Below are 19,138 nucleotides of genomic sequence, written 5' to 3' on the forward strand. Positions count from 1 at the left end.
CATGATCCCAGGAAAAGATACTACTGCAGAGAAGGCAGATTCTAAGAAGGAAAAATACGGTTCTTTCGCACTGTTTGACATTGAGCATTTTTTAAGAAGAATCCTCAAAAACTGGTATTGGTTTGTATTGATGTTATTTATTGGGTATTCAATATCGTGGACGTACAGCAAATACTACGCACAGAATATTTATGCATCTAGTTTATCTTTAAGCATTTCGAATAATACCGCAAGTTATTTTACTCCAAGTCAGTCTGTCAACCTTATCTGGAATAACGGTGGCAACCAGGATGGAGTTTATCTGAAAAAAATGCTTTTATCCAGGACTCACAACGAATTTTTGGTAAAAGAGCTTGGTCTTTTTGTGAATTATTCTACAAAGGGAGCCATCAAATCTACCTATCTGGATAAAGATGATATTCCAATTCTCGTTCAGATAGACAAAAAACACCTTCAGCAGATGGATTATCCGTTTACTCTGGTTCCCAAAGGTGAAGACAAGTTTGAAGTAATTTTGCCTGAAGATGGACAGTCACTCAATTTATACAGCTATGAAACAGAAGGTTTTTCAATGGTGGATCCATATGAAAGGGCTGCCAATAAAATTATTTCGGTAGGAGAGTGGTACACTTCCCCGAATTTTAGATTCAGACTGGTGAAAAATCCGATTGTTCCCAAAATCCGCCTTGAAAATATTATTGTTAAGCTAAGTACGGTAAATAATGCGGTAAATGACATTGTTTCTACCATTTCAGTTGATTTTGATAAAGAGATCAATACCATCATGATTATTACAAAGACAGGCTATAATCTTAATGGAACCGTTAATTTCCTCAATAAATCTGTAAGTCAGCTGCAGAAAAAAAGGGAGGCTGATAAATTAACAGTGGACAGAAATACGGAGGTTTATCTTCAGGAAAATCTTGATAAAATAAGAAAAAAGCTGGATTCAAGTGCCAATGTCCTGAATGATATGAAAACCAACGAAAAGCTCTATGATATTAAAGACAGAGATGAAAAATCTCTCAATGAAATTAAAGATCTTGAAGCTAAAAAGGCAGATTTGGAAAGTAAGATTGTTTCATTAAACCAGATAAAACAGACGCTCGCGTCTCAAAATTTTGATAAAATGATCAGTACCAGCGCGGCCGGATTTCAGGATGGGGCATTTACTGCATCTATTTCAGAGTTAAAAGCATTATATCTCAAAAGACGTGAAATGGCATTGATTTATAAGCCAAACTCTGAGCCGATGATTGAAATTAATAAACTGATCAATGAGGCGAGAATGAATTCCGGCGGAGTTCTTACCAACTATTATTCGCAATATTATAAGGATATTGAGAAAATTAATCAGAAAGTTTCTGATGCCAATTCTGATCTGGATGCCTATCCGGAAAAGCAAAGAAAATATCTGGATGCGGAAAGAGGTTACAATATGATTGAAGCTACCTACAACAGCCTGCTTACCAGACAAAACGAAACTCAAATGAAAATGGCGGCCAATCAATCGGATATCACCGTAATTGATCCTGCTAAAAATGTAGGGCAAGCAGCAATCGGGCCTAATGTAAAAGTGGTAAAAACGGGGATTATGGGCGGTTTACTCGTTATTCCTTTAGTCTTTATCCTGATTGGGGAGGTACTCGATACCAAGATCAGAAACATTAAAGAACTGCTGAATGCCACTCGTATTCCGCTACTCGGCGTGATCGGGAATAATAACAATGAAAATATGCTTACGGTTCTTGAGCAGCCTAAGTCTTCTGTCTCAGAGGCATTCAGAGGCATACGGGCCAATATAAGATTTCTGTCGGAAGAGAATGGCGGAAGTAAGATCATTCTCGTTACATCATCCATTGGAGGGGAGGGTAAAACGTATGTTTCTATTAATCTGGCATCAGTTCTGGGCTTGAGTGATAAAAAAACAATCCTTTTGGGGATGGATCTCAGGAAGCCGAAAATTTTCGGAGATTTCAGAATTGATAATAAATATGGGATTTCAAATTATCTTACGGGAGAAGTGGAAATGGATAAGATTATTAATAAAACGAGAATTCCAAATCTTGATGTGGCTACTTCAGGGCCAATTCCGCCAAATCCTTCTGAACTTTTAATGAGTGAAAGAAATATTAAATTTATTGAAGATCTGAAAGAGCTGTATGATTTTATCATTATTGATTCTCCGCCGGTAGGTCTGGTGGCAGATTCTTATGAGTTGATGAAATATTCGGATGCCAATATTTACGTTGTACGCCATGAATACACAGAAAAATATATGCTGAAAATGATTACAGAGAAATATCACAAAGGAGAAACTGAAAATCTGGGACTTGTGTACAATGATTATAGCAGTAAACAGGGTTACGGATATGGTTATGGGTACGGCTACGGCTACGGTTATGGCTATTTTGATGAGGATAAAAATTACAAAGAACCATTGTTAATAAGAATTAGAAATAAAGTACGGCAAATATTCAATAAAAAATAATACTTTTAAGCCCTCATTTATTGGGGGTTTATTATATGATGATCCGGCTGATTTCTATTAAAAAAAGAATAATTTAGCGAGTTTATCGTTTACTTTATAACAAATTATGTTTTTTTGTTTATTTTTAACTAAACATTAAGATTATCATTAATATAAAAAAGTTTTATATTTGCAAAAATTAAATTTTAAAATAACCATAAATCCATATTCTTTTATGAATAGAAAATTATTGTTTAGCTTCCTTGCCGCCCTAGGAACTGTGGTAAGTGTTAAAGCTCAAAGAAACGAACTTGGAGTTCGTCTAGGTATGAGTAACCTAGTTGGGGATATAGGGAGAACGAATTATATTTTACAAAAGCCATTGGATTTAAGTAAAGCGTCGGATTGGGGAGTTCCGTTTTATGGTGGTATTTTATATAGATTTAATTTTAATCCCCATCAGACAGTAAGATTGGATCTTGGATACAACCAGATCCAGTTTAGTGACAAAGTGGCAAAGGAAGAGTACAGAAAGAACAGAAATTCATTCGGGAAAAACAATGTGTATGAAGCAAGTTTGGTTTTTGAATATAACTTCTTTCCTGTGAACAACGAACAGAAAAGTATGGTAAGTCCTTATATTTTTGGAGGGGTGGGTGCTTTAATGTTTGATGCTCCGAAAGCTACCTTCATTAATGATTTCAAAAGAGATGCCGATGGTGTTGCGCTGGCTCCGGTTAATGAGCTTGATTTTACTACGACCCCGGTGTACTCTACAGGGACAAAAACTACCATGAATATTCCTTTTGGAGTAGGTTTGAAATATAAATTTAATTATAACTGGGCAATTTTTGCAGAAGCTACCTTCAGATATACCCTGACGGACCAGCTTGATTATAGCAGAATCCTTAGCAAAGATGTGGTTTCCACGTATAATGGAGATATCTTAAGCCCTGTTACAGGAGGATCTCTTCTTCAGACGGATGCCTATTATGTGGTGTCTAAAGAGAGAGAAGCTGCCTTATTGGGAGAAAGAAATATTGGAGATTCAAAGTCTAAAGACTGGATGAATACGGTAAGTTTAGGACTTACTTATTCGTTTGGAAGACCTCCATGTTATTGTGATTAATATGTCGTTGATAAAAGATAAAATAGATCCGGATAATTTACCAAAGCATGTTGCTGTTATCATGGATGGTAATGGAAGATGGGCAAAATCGCGTGGCGAAGAAAGAACCTTTGGTCACAGGAATGCCATTAATGCAGTAAGAAATGCCATTAATGCATGCAATGAAATACATATTCCGTACCTGACGCTTTACACCTTTTCTTCGGAAAACTGGAATCGTCCCGCAGAAGAAGTAAACACCTTGATGAATCTACTCGTTGAGACTTTATTATTGGAAGCGGATGAGATTTTCAGTAAAGGTTTGAGAATGCATGTAATTGGTAATCTGGATAAACTGCCTTCACTCGTTAAAGATCAGCTTAACAACGTGATAGAGCTTACAAAAGAAAATACAAAAGGCAATTTGGTACTGGCCATAAGCTATGGCTCGCAAAATGAAATACTAAATGCCGTGAAAAATATAAGTACAGATGTGAAAGAAGGGAAGATAAATGCAGAGGATATTGATGAAAAATTATTCGAAAATTATCTTTATACTAAAGATTTCCCGCCCGTTGACCTTTTGATAAGAACCAGCGGCGAGATCAGAATCAGTAATTTCCTCCTTTGGCAGATCGCCTATGCAGAACTGCAGTTTTTAGATGTTCTGTGGCCGGACTTTACGAAAGATATTTTCTTTCAGTGTATTGTTGATTATCAAAACAAAGAAAGAAGATTCGGAAAGACCGGTGAACAAGTAAAAATCCAGTAATTTAAGAAAAGAAAGACTACGATAAAATGAAGTTTAGACTATTACCCATCATTATGTTTGTTGCTTCAGCACATTTTTATGGACAGGTAACTCCACAGGACAGCACAAAGGTGAGCAATTCTGTACATGCAGAAAACCAGGCAGGAACATACACACTGAAAGACATTGTTGTAGATGGGGTTAAAAAATATACTCCGGCTCAGATTCTGAGATTTACAGGATTAGCAAAAGGTGAAACGGTAGATATTCCGGGGCAGAAAATTAGTAATGCCGTAAAAAAACTTTGGGATACCCAATCCTTTTCGGAGGTAGAAGTGTACGTTCAGAGTATTGAAGGTGAGACTATTATCCTTAAATTCTATTTGCAGGATCTGAAAGACCTTGGTGAAGTAAAATTTACCGGTAAGGGTATCGGAAAATCCAAAAATGAAAAAATGGCTAAAGACAACAATCTGAAGCCGGGAACTAAAATTACGCAGAACCTGATTTCAAGTCTTAAAACAAATGTTCCGAAAGATTTTGTTAAAAAAGGATTTGCAGATGCTAAAATTACCATTCAGGAGAAAGTAAATGCAGGTGACCCAAATCTGGTAGACTGGACGATTAATGTTGATAAAGGAAAAAGAATCAAGATTGATCATATCGAATTTGAAGGAAACCAGGCTGTAACAGACAGAAAGCTTAGAAAAAAAGCTTTCAAAGAAACAAAACAGAAAAGGTTTGGTATCGGAGGAATTCTGAAATCTTCAAAATTTATTGAAGATAAATATCAGGAAGACAAGCAGAATTTAATCAGCTATTATAATTCGTTGGGTTATAGAGATGCAAAGATTATTTCAGATTCTGTTTGGAGAAACAAAAGAAATAACTACGAGATCGATGTAAAGCTTAATGAAGGAAAGCAGTATTATATCGGTGATATTACATTCACCGGAAATACAGTGTATCCTACAGATTATTTGCAGAGACTTCTGGGATATAAAAAAGGAGATATCTACGATGCTGTTGGTTTCAACAAAAAAGTAGGAGAAGATGGGGGTAAAGAAGACGACTCTGACATCAAATCTGTTTACATGAACAATGGGTATCTTTTCTCAAATGTAACTCCTGTTGAAAAATCTGTAGATGGAGACAAGATTAATCTTGAAATCCGCATCAATGAAGGTGAGAAAGCAACCTGGAACAGAGTGACATGGGAAGGGAATACAACGACGCATGACCATGTAATTTTAAGAGCTTTAAGAACGAAACCAGGGAATCTTTTTGCCAAAAGTGATATCAAAAGAACATATTTCGATTTAGCAGGAATGCAGTTCTTTGATCCTCAGCAGGTAGGCCAGGATATTCAGCCGAATCAGCAGGATAACACGGTAGATATCAAATGGAAGCTTGTTGAAAAAGGTTCATCACAGGTTCAGTTACAGGCAGGTTACGGAGGTAACAGCTTTATCGGGACATTAGGGTTGACGTTCAATAATTTCTCGCTTAAGAATTTCCTTAAATTTAAAGACTTTAAACCTGTTCCTCAAGGAGATGGACAGACATTATCTCTTCAGGCACAGGCAGGACAATATTTCCAGAATTATGGAGTTTCATTCACTGAACCATGGTTATTCGGAACAAGACCTACCGCGCTTTCCGTGAGTCTTAATAACTCGAGGGTAAAGTATTCTGATGCTTATGGAGATGCTCAGAAGTTGAATATTTTCTCCGCTTCAGTAGGATTAAACAGATTATTGAAGTGGCCGGATGATTATTTCTCATTATACACAGGACTTCAGTTCCAGAAGTATGATTTTAAAAACTATCCTTTTGATTTCGGAGGGGTTACAGAGAATTATGGTACGGCAAACAACTTCAGCATTAACTTAGGATTGAGCAGAAACTCTGCGGGGATTGACCCAATTTTCCCGACTGTGGGTTCAAACCTTGATTTTTCAGTAAAATTCACTCCGCCATACTCATTGTTCAGCAATAAAGATTATTCTACAATGAGTCCTACGGAAAAATATAAATGGATGGAATTCTACAAGGTGAAGTTCAAAGCTGATGTCTATAACGAGATCGTTGGAAAACTGGTGCTAAGATCTTCTGCAGAAATGGGATTCATGGACGGATACAACAAAGAACTTGGTGCTCCGCCGTTTGAAAGATTCTATGTAGGTGGTACCGGGCTTTTCGGTGGACGATATGACGGTAGAGAATTGATTCCGTTAAGAGGCTATGAAAATGCTTCTACCTATGGAGGAACTTCCGAAGATATTACTCCAACAGGTGGAGGTACTATTTACAACAGATTTACGTTAGAATTAAGATATCCGATTTCATTGAACCAGACCGCAAAAATTTATGCACTAACGTTCGCTGAAGGAGGTAATGTTTGGAATTCCTGGGGTAGTTACAATCCATTTCAGCTGAAAAGATCAGTCGGTGTCGGTGTAAGAGTTTATATGGGAGCATTTGGATTGATTGGGTTTGACTTCGCTTACGGATTCGACAAAACTGTTACAGGAACTGAGCCTTCCGGATGGAAGACACACTTCCTGATGAACCAATCTTTATAATTCATCATATGAAAAAATTTAGAATTGTTTTCTCGTTCCTTTTATTTTTTATTTTCAGCTTAAGCAGTGCACAGAAAGTGGGTGTTGTTGATACTGATTATATTTTAAATAAAATGCCTCAGTACAAAGAAGCCGAAGCAAGGCTGAATGCACAGATTGATACATGGCAGTCGGAACTTCAGAATCTGCAGTCGGAATATGAGCGCAAAAGATCTGCTTTTGAAAGTGAGAAAGTGCTTTTAATAGGAGATCAGCTGAAGCTTAGAGAAAAAGAAGTAATGGATTTAGACAAAAATATCAAAACCACTACAAGTTTACGTTTTGGCGCCACAGGGGAGATTAAGAAACTGAGAACAAATCTGGTTCAGCCTTTTCAGGATCAGATCTGGGGGGCAATTAAAACAATGGCTGAGAAAAACGGAATAGGCATTGTGATTGATAAAACAAGCAATAATGTTCTTTTCCTTCAGAAACGATTCGATTATTCAGACAAAGTGTTGGATATTTTATTAAAGGATACTGATAAAAAAGAAAAAACTAAAACCAGAAAATAAAAGTTTAACTTTTATTAAATTTACAGATCTAAAAACAAATTAAATTATTTATTTACCAATTATGAAAAAATTAAGTGTATTATTTGCAGCGGTAATGATGGTTGTATCGGTAGGTATGGCAAAAGCTCAAAAAATTGCAACTTTAGACGTTATAGGTGTTCTTAATGCAATGCCTGAAAAGAAAAAAGCAGATACTGATCTTAAAGCTTACTTAGATACTAAACAGGCTGAAATTAAGAAAAAAGCAGACGCAGGACAAGCTAAATTAAAGCAATATACTGAAGAAGCTCCTAAGAAAACAGCTGAAGAAAACAAAGCCAGAGAAGCGGAATTAGGAAAAATGCAGCAAGAAATTCAGGAGATGAATGATAAAGCTCAGAAAGATTTCGTGGCAAAACAGGATGCTGCTTACGAACCAATCGAGAAAAAACTGAACGATGCGGTTTCTAAAGTTGCTAAAGCAAACGGTTATGATTACATCATGGATGCAAATTCTTCTGCCTTCGTATTCAAAGGAGGTCCTGATGCGACTCCAGCTGTAAAGAAAGAACTTGGTGTTCAGTAATTTTTAGAAATTAACAAACATTTATAAAATAACCATCTCTCATCGGGGTGGTTTTTTTATTTTTGCACAATGGAAAAAGAAGTATCAACCACGGTAAAGGTGCGGTTTAGTGATTGTGATCCGATTGGTCATCTGAATAATGTGAAATATCTGGACTACATGTTCAACGCCAGAGAAGATCATGTGGAAACATTTTATGGATTTACTTATGAAGAATATACCAAGCAAACGGGATGTACTTGGATTGCTATTCAGAATGAAATAGCATACTTGAAGGAGGTGAGATATAATACCTCAGTAGTGATCAGCAGCAAAACCATCGATGTTCAGGACAGAACGGCAAAGGTTGAAATTCTTATGAAAAGTTTAGACGAGAAAACTATTTTTGCAGTATTGTGGGTTACGGTGATTTACTTTAATGTTAAAACAAGAAGATCCGAGGTACATCCTGAAGATATTAAAGAAACGTTCAATAAATTCTATGTAGATTTGGATCAGAAAGATTTTCAGTCCAGAGTTAAATTTTTAAGATCACAGAACGCAAAAAATTCATAATGAAAAAAATATTGGTAATAGGAGGAAACGGACAGCTTGGAAACTGTATAAGAAAAATTGCTCCTGACTTTGAATTGGATTACGAGTTTGTTTTTACAGATTCTCAAATGCTTGATATCACAGACGAAGATCAGGTAAATACATATTTTCACGATTGCAAGCCGGATTTCTGTATCAACGCATCGGCATTTACCGCGGTAGACCTTGCTGAAACTGAGAAAGACAAAGCTTTCGCTGTTAATGCAAATGGTGTTGCTCATCTGGCTGAGGCCTGCAAAGAACATAATGTAGTGATGATTCATGTCTCTACAGATTATGTGTTTGACGGGGAAACTAATCTTTGCTATTCCGAAGACGACTTTACAAGCCCGATAGGAGTGTATGGTGAGTCAAAATTAAAAGGGGAGGAACTGGCTTTAGATTTAAATCCTAAAACAATTATTCTAAGAACATCATGGTTGTATTCAGAATTCAATAAAAATTTTGTTAAAACCATGCTGAATCTTTTCTCCCAAAAAGAAGAATTGGGAATTGTCGGAGATCAGTTTGGGCAGCCTACCAATGCAAATGATTTGGCTGAATCAATCATGACTATCATTGAAGCTCCTCAAAAAACTTATGGAGTGTTCCATTTTTCAAATTATCCTGAAACGACATGGTTTGAGTTTGCAAAAAAAATAGCGGAACTTTCAAAATCAAAAATTAAATTAAATCAATTAACGACAGAACAATATCCGACTCCGGCGAAAAGGCCGAAAAGAAGCACAATGTGTCTTGATAAAATTGAAGAAACTTATAAAATAGAACCCAAACATTGGGAAAACAGCCTTGAAGAATGTATAGATATTCTTCAAAACAAAAGATAAATAATGAAAAAAATACTTATTGCAGCTCTCGTATTCATGATACAGCTTTTTATTGCACAGAATGTGTACCTTACAAAAGTTGAAAAAACTCATGAAAACACAGACAAATTCCTATATAAAATTAATGAAGAAATAAAAAATGCAGAATATCTGGGTGAAATTGAAGTTCAGGGATTTTCCAGATACGACGCAGATGTTTTTTCTTTAATTTATAAAAAGGCAAAAGAAATCGGAGCCAATACATTTGCATTGAAACCCTTTGAAACTGTCGACGGATCACTACAAAACTTCAATCCTGCCAACTATAAACTCGCTTTATATTATCTTCCCAAAGATAAATTGACAGACCAGACCGGAAACCTGTATTTATTTGCCTCTTCCGATAAAGACCAGAAGATCGCTCTCAATAAAACAGATTATGTGATTCCGCCAAGATCTTATCTTGTTGTAAAGACGATCCCTGGCCAGGTGTACACGATCTCTACAAAAAAACTCTTGGGGTCTACTATTAAAATACAGCCAAAAGAAAATAGTTCGAATCAATACTTTCAGATTTCAGCCACAAAAATCAAAGCTGATGAAACCGGTGCCGGAGGGCTTAATTTAAAGAGCGGCGATATTATCGGACTCGAAAAATCTTACGCCGAATTTCTCAGTGTCATTTACAATAAACAAAAAGCAGAGTGAAAACTTTGCTTTTTTCTTTTCAGTAGCTAGATCCGGCTCTTCGCTCTTACTCCTCGCGCCGCAACTTCCCATGCTCCCCACCGCTAAACCCATTCCTTCCCAACCCTCCAACTCCGCTGTGGGGTAACCGCTTCGATCCGGGCTATGGTTGAAGGCGCCGTTCACCGGTAACCCTTATATTTAAATGTGAGTCTTTATAATCCCTCACTCCTCAAAAAACGATCTTCCCGCCATTCGTATCCACTCCAACCCGCGAAACTAAACATTAGTTTAAAATTATTGTCGTTCGTATTCAGTGGGTTAAGGATTAAATGTGAATCAAAAGTAAACTTTATGTTAAGTAAATTAGGATTATAAGGTTTAAAAGTACTACTTTTGCCCCACTGAAAACGAGAGTATCTCAGTAAGCGCAGAAGAGCTTTAAGAAGAGCGGATAAATTAGAAAGAACTCCTTTATATTTAATAAGGATACTTTTAAAAGTCGGATTTAGTTCATGAATTTTTTTAAGAAAATATTTGTGAGAATAAAAAAGATTAGTATCTTTGCAGTCCCGATAAAACGGGAGCGCAGGAGTAGGTTTGACGGATGTTTGAATGGAGATTAGGGTTGTCAAAAAAACTTTAAAAATTCTTTAAAAAACATTTGGTTGATAAGAAATAATTTATTACTTTTGCACTCGCAAATACGGCGTGAAACTGACAGAGAAAGTAGCGGAGTATGAAGCGGAAGATTTGAAGATCATTGACATACAATATAACAACCAAGTAAGGAAAAACTAAAGCGTTAAAAAACTTTGAGTGAGTCAAGAACAAACATACAATGGAGAGTTTGATCCTGGCTCAGGATGAACGCTAGCGGGAGGCCTAACACATGCAAGCTGAGCGGTAGAGATCTTTCGGGATCTTGAGAGCGGCGTACGGGTGCGGAACACGTGTGCAACCTGCCTTTATCAGGGGGATAGCCTTTCGAAAGGAAGATTAATACTCCATAATATAATAGATGGCATCATTTATTATTGAAAACTGAGGTGGATAGAGATGGGCACGCGCAAGATTAGATAGTTGGTGAGGTAACGGCTCACCAAGTCGATGATCTTTAGGGGGCCTGAGAGGGTGATCCCCCACACTGGTACTGAGACACGGACCAGACTCCTACGGGAGGCAGCAGTGAGGAATATTGGACAATGGGTTAGCGCCTGATCCAGCCATCCCGCGTGAAGGACGACGGCCCTATGGGTTGTAAACTTCTTTTGTACAGGGATAAACCTATCTACGTGTAGATAGCTGAAGGTACTGTACGAATAAGCACCGGCTAACTCCGTGCCAGCAGCCGCGGTAATACGGAGGGTGCAAGCGTTATCCGGATTTATTGGGTTTAAAGGGTCCGTAGGCGGATCCGTAAGTCAGTGGTGAAATCTCACAGCTTAACTGTGAAACTGCCATTGATACTGCGGGTCTTGAGTAAGGTAGAAGTGGCTGGAATAAGTAGTGTAGCGGTGAAATGCATAGATATTACTTAGAACACCAATTGCGAAGGCAGGTCACTATGTCTTAACTGACGCTGATGGACGAAAGCGTGGGGAGCGAACAGGATTAGATACCCTGGTAGTCCACGCCGTAAACGATGCTAACTCGTTTTTGGGCTTTCGGGTTCAGAGACTAAGCGAAAGTGATAAGTTAGCCACCTGGGGAGTACGTTCGCAAGAATGAAACTCAAAGGAATTGACGGGGGCCCGCACAAGCGGTGGATTATGTGGTTTAATTCGATGATACGCGAGGAACCTTACCAAGGCTTAAATGGGAATTGACAGGCTCAGAAATGGGTTTTTCTTCGGACAATTTTCAAGGTGCTGCATGGTTGTCGTCAGCTCGTGCCGTGAGGTGTTAGGTTAAGTCCTGCAACGAGCGCAACCCCTGTTACTAGTTGCTACCATTAAGTTGAGGACTCTAGTAAGACTGCCTACGCAAGTAGAGAGGAAGGTGGGGATGACGTCAAATCATCACGGCCCTTACGCCTTGGGCCACACACGTAATACAATGGCCGGTACAGAGGGCAGCTACACAGCGATGTGATGCGAATCTCGAAAGCCGGTCTCAGTTCGGATTGGAGTCTGCAACTCGACTCTATGAAGCTGGAATCGCTAGTAATCGCGCATCAGCCATGGCGCGGTGAATACGTTCCCGGGCCTTGTACACACCGCCCGTCAAGCCATGGAAGTCTGGGGTACCTGAAGTCGGTGACCGTAAAAGGAGCTGCCTAGGGTAAAACAGGTAACTAGGGCTAAGTCGTAACAAGGTAGCCGTACCGGAAGGTGCGGCTGGAACATCTCATTTTAGAGCGTCTATTGACGATAAACAAAAAAAGTATCGCAAGATACATTGTACTTACTTAAAGTAAAGCTTTAGTTTTTTATTGGTTGCTTATATTAAAAATACAAACCCACTAGAAATTAGTAAAAGGGAGGAAGAGATTTTAGATTATAAATGATAGATTTTAGATTTGAAAATTAATTTAAAATTCAAAATTTAAAATTTAAAATTAGATGAAGTCTCGTAGCTCAGCTGGTTAGAGCGCTACACTGATAATGTAGAGGTCGGCAGTTCGAGCCTGCCCGAGACTACTAATTATATAGAGGTTAGAATCTAGAAATTAGAAGTTAGTTTTAACTAATCTCTAACTTCTAACTACTAACATCTACACTAGCGGGGAATTAGCTCAGCTGGCTAGAGCGCCTGCCTTGCACGCAGGAGGTCAAGGGTTCGACTCCCTTATTCTCCACATATTATATGATGTACGTAAGTACAGAGTATAATTGTAAGAGTGTAATAAAAGAAATTGTATATCTACATAATGACGGAGCCGTCATTAGTACATTTTACTTGATTACAGGATTACAAGCATAAAGATCATTGACATTACCGGTAAAGACATCACAAAGAGAAAACCGAGCACTTATAAGTGCTTGAGTAACCTAAAAATAGGAAAGAAATCGTTAAGGGCGTATGGCGGATGCCTAGGCTTTCAGAGGCGAAGAAGGACGTGGTAAGCTGCGAAAAGCTGCGGGGATTGGCACACACGAATTGATCCGCAGATGTCCGAATGGGGCAACCCGTCAGGTTGAAGACCTGTCATCCCTTAGGGGAAGCAAACCCGGAGAACTGAAACATCTAAGTACCCGGAGGAAAAGAAATCGAAGAGATTCCGTAAGTAGTGGCGAGCGAAAGCGGATTAGCCCAAAAGTCTTTATATGTTTAGAAGAATGTTCTGGAAAGAACAGCCATAGAGGGTGATAGCCCCGTATTTGAAAGGCATATATAGATGATAAATGAGTAGGGCGGGACACGTGAAATCCTGTCTGAATATGGGGGGACCATCCTCCAAGGCTAAATACTCCTGAAAGACCGATAGTGAACAAGTACTGTGAAGGAAAGGTGAAAAGCACTTCGAATAGAAGGGTGAAATAGAACCTGAAACCGTACGCCTACAAGCGGTCGGAGCAGATTAATTCTGTGACGGCGTGCCTTTTGCATAATGAGCCTACGAGTTAATTTTACTAGCGAGGTTAAGGACTTCAGGTCCGGAGCCGGAGCGAAAGCGAGTCTGAATAGGGCGCATAGTTAGTAGGATTAGACGCGAAACCTTGTGATCTACCCATGGGCAGGTTGAAGCTTTGGTAACACAAAGTGGAGGACCGAACCGGTTGACGTTGAAAAGTCTTCGGATGACCTGTGGGTAGGGGTGAAAGGCCAATCAAACTGGGAGATAGCTCGTACTCTCCGAAATGCATTTAGGTGCAGCGTCGATTTATAGTTTATTAGAGGTAGAGCTACTGATTGGATGCGGGGGTTTCATCGCCTACCAATTCCTGACAAACTCCGAATGCTAATAAATGATGGTCGGCAGTGAGGGCATGGGTGCTAAGGTCCATGTCCGAGAGGGAAAGAACCCAGACCAACAGCTAAGGTCCCCAAATTTCTGTTAAGTTGAAGCAACGCGGTTGGACTGCATTGACAGCTAGGATGTTGGCTTGGAAGCAGCCATTCATTTAAAGAGTGCGTAACAGCTCACTAGTCGAGCGGTCCGGCATGGATAATAATCGGGCATAAACAGAATACCGAAGCTATGGATTTATAATTAATTATATCTGGTAGGAGAGCATTCTATCGGCGTAGAAGCTGAGTCGTGAGGCTTGGTGGAGCTTATAGAAAAGAAAATGTAGGCATAAGTAACGATAAAGGGGGCGAGAAACCCCCTCACCGAAAGACTAAGGTTTCCTCAGCCATGCTAATCAGCTGAGGGTTAGTCGGGACCTAACGCGCACCCGAAAGGGGAAGTGGATGGACAATGGGTTAATATTCCCATACTTGCTCACACTAAAAAGGGGACGGTTCGACGTAGCTATTGAAGACGGACGGAAGTGTCAAGGCCTAGCCTTCGGGCGAAGCTGTTATAGTGAAATCGGATCCAAGAAAAGCCGAAGTGAAGCAACCCGTACCAAAACCGACACAGGTGGTCGAGGAGAGAATCCTAAGGTGCTCGAGTGAGTCGTGGCTAAGGAACTAGGCAAAATAGTCTCGTAACTTCGGAAGAAGAGACGCCAACAGCAATGTTGGCCGCAGTGAAGAGGCCCAGGCGACTGTTTATCAAAAACACAGGACTCTGCTAAATCGAAAGATGCTGTATAGGGTCTGACACCTGCCCGGTGCTGGAAGGTTAAGGAAGGGCGTTAGCGTAAGCGAAGCGTTTGACTGAAGCCCCAGTAAACGGCGGCCGTAACTATAACGGTCCTAAGGTAGCGAAATTCCTTGTCGGGTAAGTTCCGACCTGCACGAATGGTGTAACGATCTGGGCACTGTCTCAGCCACGAGCTCGGTGAAATTGTAGTATCGGTGAAGATGCCGATTACCCGCAATGGGACGAAAAGACCCTGTGAACCTTTACTATAACTTCGTATTGACTTTGAGTAAGTAATGTGTAGGATAGGTGGGAGGCTTTGAAGCCGGCACGCTAGTGTTGGTGGAGCCGACGTTGAAATACCACCCTTTACTTACTTGGAGCCTAACTTCTTTCAGAAGGACATTGCGTGGTGGGTAGTTTGACTGGGGTGGTCGCCTCCAAAAGAGTAACGGAGGCTTTCAAAGGTACCCTCAGCACGCTTGGTAACCGTGCGTAGAGTGTAATGGCATAAGGGTGCTTGACTGTGAGACCAACAAGTCGATCAGGTGCGAAAGCAGGACATAGTGATCCGGTGGTTCCGTATGGAAGGGCCATCGCTCATAGGATAAAAGGTACTCCGGGGATAACAGGCTAGTCTCCCCCAAGAGCTCACATCGACGGGGAGGTTCGGCACCTCGATGTCGGCTCGTCACATCCTGGGGCTGGAGAAGGTCCCAAGGGTTGGGCTGTTCGCCCATTAAAGTGGCACGCGAGCTGGGTTCAGAACGTCGTGAGACAGTTCGGTCTCTATCTATTGCGGGCGTTAGATGTTTGAGAGGGCTTGATTCTAGTACGAGAGGACCGAATTGAACAAACCTCTGGTGTATCAGTTGTACCGCCAGGTGCACCGCTGAGTAGCTATGTTTGGAAGAGATAAACACTGAAAGCATATAAGTGTGAAACTCGCCTCAAGATGAGACATCTTTTAAGGGTCGTGGGAGATGACCACGTTGATAGGCTACAGGTGTAAAGACAGTAATGTCATAGCCGAGTAGTACTAATTACCCGTAGATTTATAGCCTATAAGGTTGCAGTAAGCTTAAAGCAATATGCTGTAAGCCAAGCCTTATAAGTGCGAATACTGGTTTTGCCTTTGTGATGAAATTTACCGATAAAAAGCAGTATGCTTTACGCTGTAAGCCTAAAGCTTATAGCCTACTGCCTACAGCTATATACAACTTTTAGGGTGGTTTTAGCGGTGGGGCTCACCTGTTCCCATTCCGAACACAGAAGTTAAGCCCACCAGCGCCGATGGTACTGCTAACGCGGGAGAGTAGGTCGCCGCCAGTTTTTATTTAAAGTCTCACAGAATACTCTGTGAGACTTTTTTGTTTTTACCATACTCTAAAATATCATATATCCCCAAAAAGCCTTCTCCTTTTTTAGAACAAGACTCCCACACCCCGATACCCACAATCCTGTATTCCCTATATCCCATCATCTTCAACCTCACACCTCTACATTCTGCATCTTAACGCGCTCTACTCCCTTTATTCTGCTAACACACAATGCGAATCTGAATAAAACGATCCTGAACTGAACCAAAGATGATAGTTGAATAAACTAAACTATAGCTATAAGCGAAAAAAGCTACAGAAAAATGTCGGATTTTATAAAATTTAAGATGTGATAGATTTTTTTAGCTCGTTTAGTGCTAGCCACTATCTTATCCAGGATAAAAAACTTCGGAAAGCAGATTAGGTAAAATGAGATACAGTCATTTTCTCTTCAGATTAATTTGACTCTTTGTGTAGCCATCTGTTTTGCATATGGTTTATTATCTCTACCGTAAGCTGCTGGCTGATTGTTGTTCTCAGGCTTTATGATAGTAGAATGTCTTATAGTATAGGATTAATAATTAGCCATCGGTCAAACACCACCATTTTAGAATACCCGGATTTATGATCTTATTCAGAGGAATAAATTCAATAAATCACCGGCAATATCCTCGTTGTTACTAAACCAGTTTACTTAATTTTTTTTCATCAATCCTTATTTTTTTGGATTGTATTCAATCAACTGAATAATATTTTCATATTTATTCTTATTTATATTTAGTCAACTTTATCTTTCTATATGATACATCTACGCTATAAATTCTAACCTACATTTTTTATTTCAACACAATACCAGTAATCAATTACTATATTTGTCGCTTGAATTTTAATATCCCGATCTGTATTACCCTGTACCATTACGGAATATTGTAATCTTATGCTCATTCCTGAGTTTGAATATCCCAAATAATAACAAAACTTGCAAAAACGTTCTCTTTCACATACCTTATACATATTGAATTATTTTTGCTAGTTGTAAAATCTAGTAAAATTATTAAATATAAAATCTACCGAAAATTCTTGACTGTTTTTGAATAGAACACCATGCGAATCATCCTACTTGTGTAACCATAGTCTTTATACACGAAAATACTTTCACTTTTTTCAATGCTATTTTCATCTTCTATTACCTGGAATTCGTTGTTTTTTGGTATTATTTTTCCACACAAATTCTTATTTAATTATTTAATCGATTCGTAATCGTTTAATGTGGATAACTATAATATTAAGATAACCGTTTAGATAATAGTGTATTATACCTGTTATTTTCCACAAGCCTAATCATAGAGCCAATTTTGTCTTAAATAAATTAGGATTATAGGGGATAAAAGAACTACTTTTGCCCCACTGAAAACGAGAGTATCTCAGTAAGCGCAGAAGAGCTTTTAAGAAGAGCGGATAAATTAGAAAGAACTCCTTTATATTTAATAAGGATACTTTTAAAAGTCGGATTTAGTTCATGAATTTTTTTAAGAAAATATTTGTGAGAATAAAAAAGATTAGTATCTTTGCAGTCCCGATAAAACGGGAGCGCAGGAGTAGGTTTGACGGATGTTTGAATGGAGATTAGGGTTGTTAAAAATTCTTTAAAAATTCTTTAAAAAACATTTGGTTGATAAGAAATAATTTATTACTTTTGCACTCGCAAATACGGCGTGAAACTGACAGAGAAAGTAGCGGAGTATGAAGCGGAAGATTTGAAGATCATTGACATACAATATAACAACCAAGTAAGGAAAAACTAAAGCGTTAAAAAACTTTGAGTGAGTCAAGAACAAACATACAATGGAGAGTTTGATCCTGGCTCAGGATGAACGCTAGCGGGAGGCCTAACACATGCAAGCTGAGCGGTAGAGATCTTTCGGGATCTTGAGAGCGGCGTACGGGTGCGGAACACGTGTGCAACCTGCCTTTATCAGGGGGATAGCCTTTCGAAAGGAAGATTAATACTCCATAATATAATAGATGGCATCATTTATTATTGAAAACTGAGGTGGATAGAGATGGGCACGCGCAAGATTAGATAGTTGGTGAGGTAACGGCTCACCAAGTCGATGATCTTTAGGGGGCCTGAGAGGGTGATCCCCCACACTGGTACTGAGACACGGACCAGACTCCTACGGGAGGCAGCAGTGAGGAATATTGGACAATGGGTTAGCGCCTGATCCAGCCATCCCGCGTGAAGGACGACGGCCCTATGGGTTGTAAACTTCTTTTGTACAGGGATAAACCTATCTACGTGTAGATAGCTGAAGGTACTGTACGAATAAGCACCGGCTAACTCCGTGCCAGCAGCCGCGGTAATACGGAGGGTGCAAGCGTTATCCGGATTTATTGGGTTTAAAGGGTCCGTAGGCGGATCCGTAAGTCAGTGGTGAAATCTCACAGCTTAACTGTGAAACTGCCATTGATACTGCGGGTCTTGAGTAAGGTAGAAGTGGCTGGAATAAGTAGTGTAGCGGTGAAATGCATAGATATTACTTAGAACACCAATTGCGAAGGCAGGTCACTATGTCTTAACTGACGCTGATGGACGAAAGCGTGGGGAGCGAACAGGATTAGATACCCTGGTAGTCCACGCCGTAAACGATGCTAACTCGTTTTTGGGCTTTCGGGTTCAGAGACTAAGCGAAAGTGATAAGTTAGCCACCTGGGGAGTACGTTCGCAAGAATGAAACTCAAAGGAATTGACGGGGGCCCGCACAAGCGGTGGATTATGTGGTTTAATTCGATGATACGCGAGGAACCTTACCAAGGCTTAAATGGGAATTGACAGGCTCAGAAATGGGTTTTTCTTCGGACAATTTTCAAGGTGCTGCATGGTTGTCGTCAGCTCGTGCCGTGAGGTGTTAGGTTAAGTCCTGCAACGAGCGCAACCCCTGTTACTAGTTGCTACCATTAAGTTGAGGACTCTAGTAAGACTGCCTACGCAAGTAGAGAGGA

Annotated in this window: 9 protein-coding genes, 2 tRNA genes and 4 rRNA genes (1 of these 15 only partly in view); all 15 read left to right on the forward strand. The window is 39.6% G+C overall.

From position 1 onward, the window contains the following. The first annotated feature begins 1 nt into the window (after position 1). Positions 2 to 2,491 (forward strand): polysaccharide biosynthesis tyrosine autokinase, encoded by a 2,490-nt coding sequence (locus ACWNCI_RS16315; protein WP_449389110.1) that lies wholly within the window; start codon positions 2 to 4, stop codon positions 2,489 to 2,491. A gap of 214 nt (positions 2,492 to 2,705) precedes the next feature. Continuing rightward, positions 2,706 to 3,599 carry a type IX secretion system protein PorG gene (gene porG, locus ACWNCI_RS16320; RefSeq protein ID WP_346983363.1) on the forward strand — a complete coding sequence of 298 codons (894 nt, stop codon included), beginning with the start codon at positions 2,706 to 2,708 and terminating at the stop codon, positions 3,597 to 3,599. A 1-nt stretch (position 3,600) separates the two neighbouring features. Next, on the forward strand, positions 3,601 to 4,350 hold the full coding sequence (locus tag ACWNCI_RS16325; protein ID WP_346983362.1) for an isoprenyl transferase: 750 nt from the start codon (positions 3,601 to 3,603) through the stop codon (positions 4,348 to 4,350). A gap of 26 nt (positions 4,351 to 4,376) precedes the next feature. Beyond that, positions 4,377 to 6,914, forward strand: a complete 2,538-nt coding sequence (gene bamA / locus ACWNCI_RS16330) for an outer membrane protein assembly factor BamA (protein ID WP_346983361.1) — start codon at positions 4,377 to 4,379, stop codon at positions 6,912 to 6,914. Positions 6,915 to 6,922: 8 nt separating this feature from the next. Next, positions 6,923 to 7,468, forward strand: a complete 546-nt coding sequence (locus ACWNCI_RS16335) for an OmpH family outer membrane protein (protein WP_449389111.1) — start codon at positions 6,923 to 6,925, stop codon at positions 7,466 to 7,468. A 61-nt stretch (positions 7,469 to 7,529) separates the two neighbouring features. Beyond that, positions 7,530 to 8,033, forward strand: a complete 504-nt coding sequence (locus ACWNCI_RS16340) for an OmpH family outer membrane protein (protein WP_346983359.1) — start codon at positions 7,530 to 7,532, stop codon at positions 8,031 to 8,033. Between the two features lie 69 nt (positions 8,034 to 8,102). Next, on the forward strand, positions 8,103 to 8,588 hold the full coding sequence (locus ACWNCI_RS16345) for an acyl-CoA thioesterase (protein ID WP_449389112.1): 486 nt from the start codon (positions 8,103 to 8,105) through the stop codon (positions 8,586 to 8,588). Next, a complete protein-coding gene (gene rfbD / locus ACWNCI_RS16350; protein WP_449389113.1) occupies positions 8,588 to 9,454 on the forward strand; it encodes a dTDP-4-dehydrorhamnose reductase in 867 nt (288 codons plus the stop codon). The genes ACWNCI_RS16345 and rfbD overlap by 1 nt, the downstream gene beginning before the upstream one ends. A 3-nt stretch (positions 9,455 to 9,457) precedes the next feature. Then, positions 9,458 to 10,141 (forward strand): hypothetical protein, encoded by a 684-nt coding sequence (locus ACWNCI_RS16355; protein ID WP_449389114.1) that lies wholly within the window; start codon positions 9,458 to 9,460, stop codon positions 10,139 to 10,141. Between the two features lie 817 nt (positions 10,142 to 10,958). Further along, positions 10,959 to 12,475, forward strand: a 16S ribosomal RNA gene (locus ACWNCI_RS16360). 213 nt (positions 12,476 to 12,688) lie between these two features. Further along, positions 12,689 to 12,762: transfer RNA gene (locus tag ACWNCI_RS16365), tRNA-Ile, on the forward strand. 84 nt (positions 12,763 to 12,846) lie between these two features. After that, positions 12,847 to 12,920: transfer RNA gene (locus ACWNCI_RS16370), tRNA-Ala, on the forward strand. Positions 12,921 to 13,124: 204 nt separating this feature from the next. Further along, a 23S ribosomal RNA gene (locus ACWNCI_RS16375) occupies positions 13,125 to 15,879 on the forward strand. 161 nt (positions 15,880 to 16,040) lie between these two features. Then, positions 16,041 to 16,148: ribosomal RNA gene (gene rrf / locus ACWNCI_RS16380) — 5S ribosomal RNA — on the forward strand. A 1,829-nt stretch (positions 16,149 to 17,977) separates the two neighbouring features. Beyond that, a 16S ribosomal RNA gene (locus ACWNCI_RS16385) occupies positions 17,978 to 19,138 on the forward strand; it runs 356 nt beyond the window's last position. Together the 16S, 23S and 5S rRNA genes with 2 tRNA genes alongside form the textbook arrangement of a ribosomal RNA operon.

Source organism: Chryseobacterium lineare (assembly GCF_977014045.1).

Bases quoted from the DNA above. Each gene is read 5' to 3' on its own strand.
- ACWNCI_RS16315 (WP_449389110.1), top strand. From the start codon at position 2: ATGATCCCAGGAAAAGATACTACTGCAGAGAAGGCAGATTCTAAGAAG.
- porG (WP_346983363.1), top strand. From the start codon at position 2,706: ATGAATAGAAAATTATTGTTTAGCTTCCTTGCCGCCCTAGGAACTGTG.
- ACWNCI_RS16325 (WP_346983362.1), top strand. From the start codon at position 3,601: ATGTCGTTGATAAAAGATAAAATAGATCCGGATAATTTACCAAAGCAT.
- bamA (WP_346983361.1), top strand. From the start codon at position 4,377: ATGAAGTTTAGACTATTACCCATCATTATGTTTGTTGCTTCAGCACAT.
- ACWNCI_RS16335 (WP_449389111.1), top strand. From the start codon at position 6,923: ATGAAAAAATTTAGAATTGTTTTCTCGTTCCTTTTATTTTTTATTTTC.
- ACWNCI_RS16340 (WP_346983359.1), top strand. From the start codon at position 7,530: ATGAAAAAATTAAGTGTATTATTTGCAGCGGTAATGATGGTTGTATCG.
- ACWNCI_RS16345 (WP_449389112.1), top strand. From the start codon at position 8,103: ATGGAAAAAGAAGTATCAACCACGGTAAAGGTGCGGTTTAGTGATTGT.
- rfbD (WP_449389113.1), top strand. From the start codon at position 8,588: ATGAAAAAAATATTGGTAATAGGAGGAAACGGACAGCTTGGAAACTGT.
- ACWNCI_RS16355 (WP_449389114.1), top strand. From the start codon at position 9,458: ATGAAAAAAATACTTATTGCAGCTCTCGTATTCATGATACAGCTTTTT.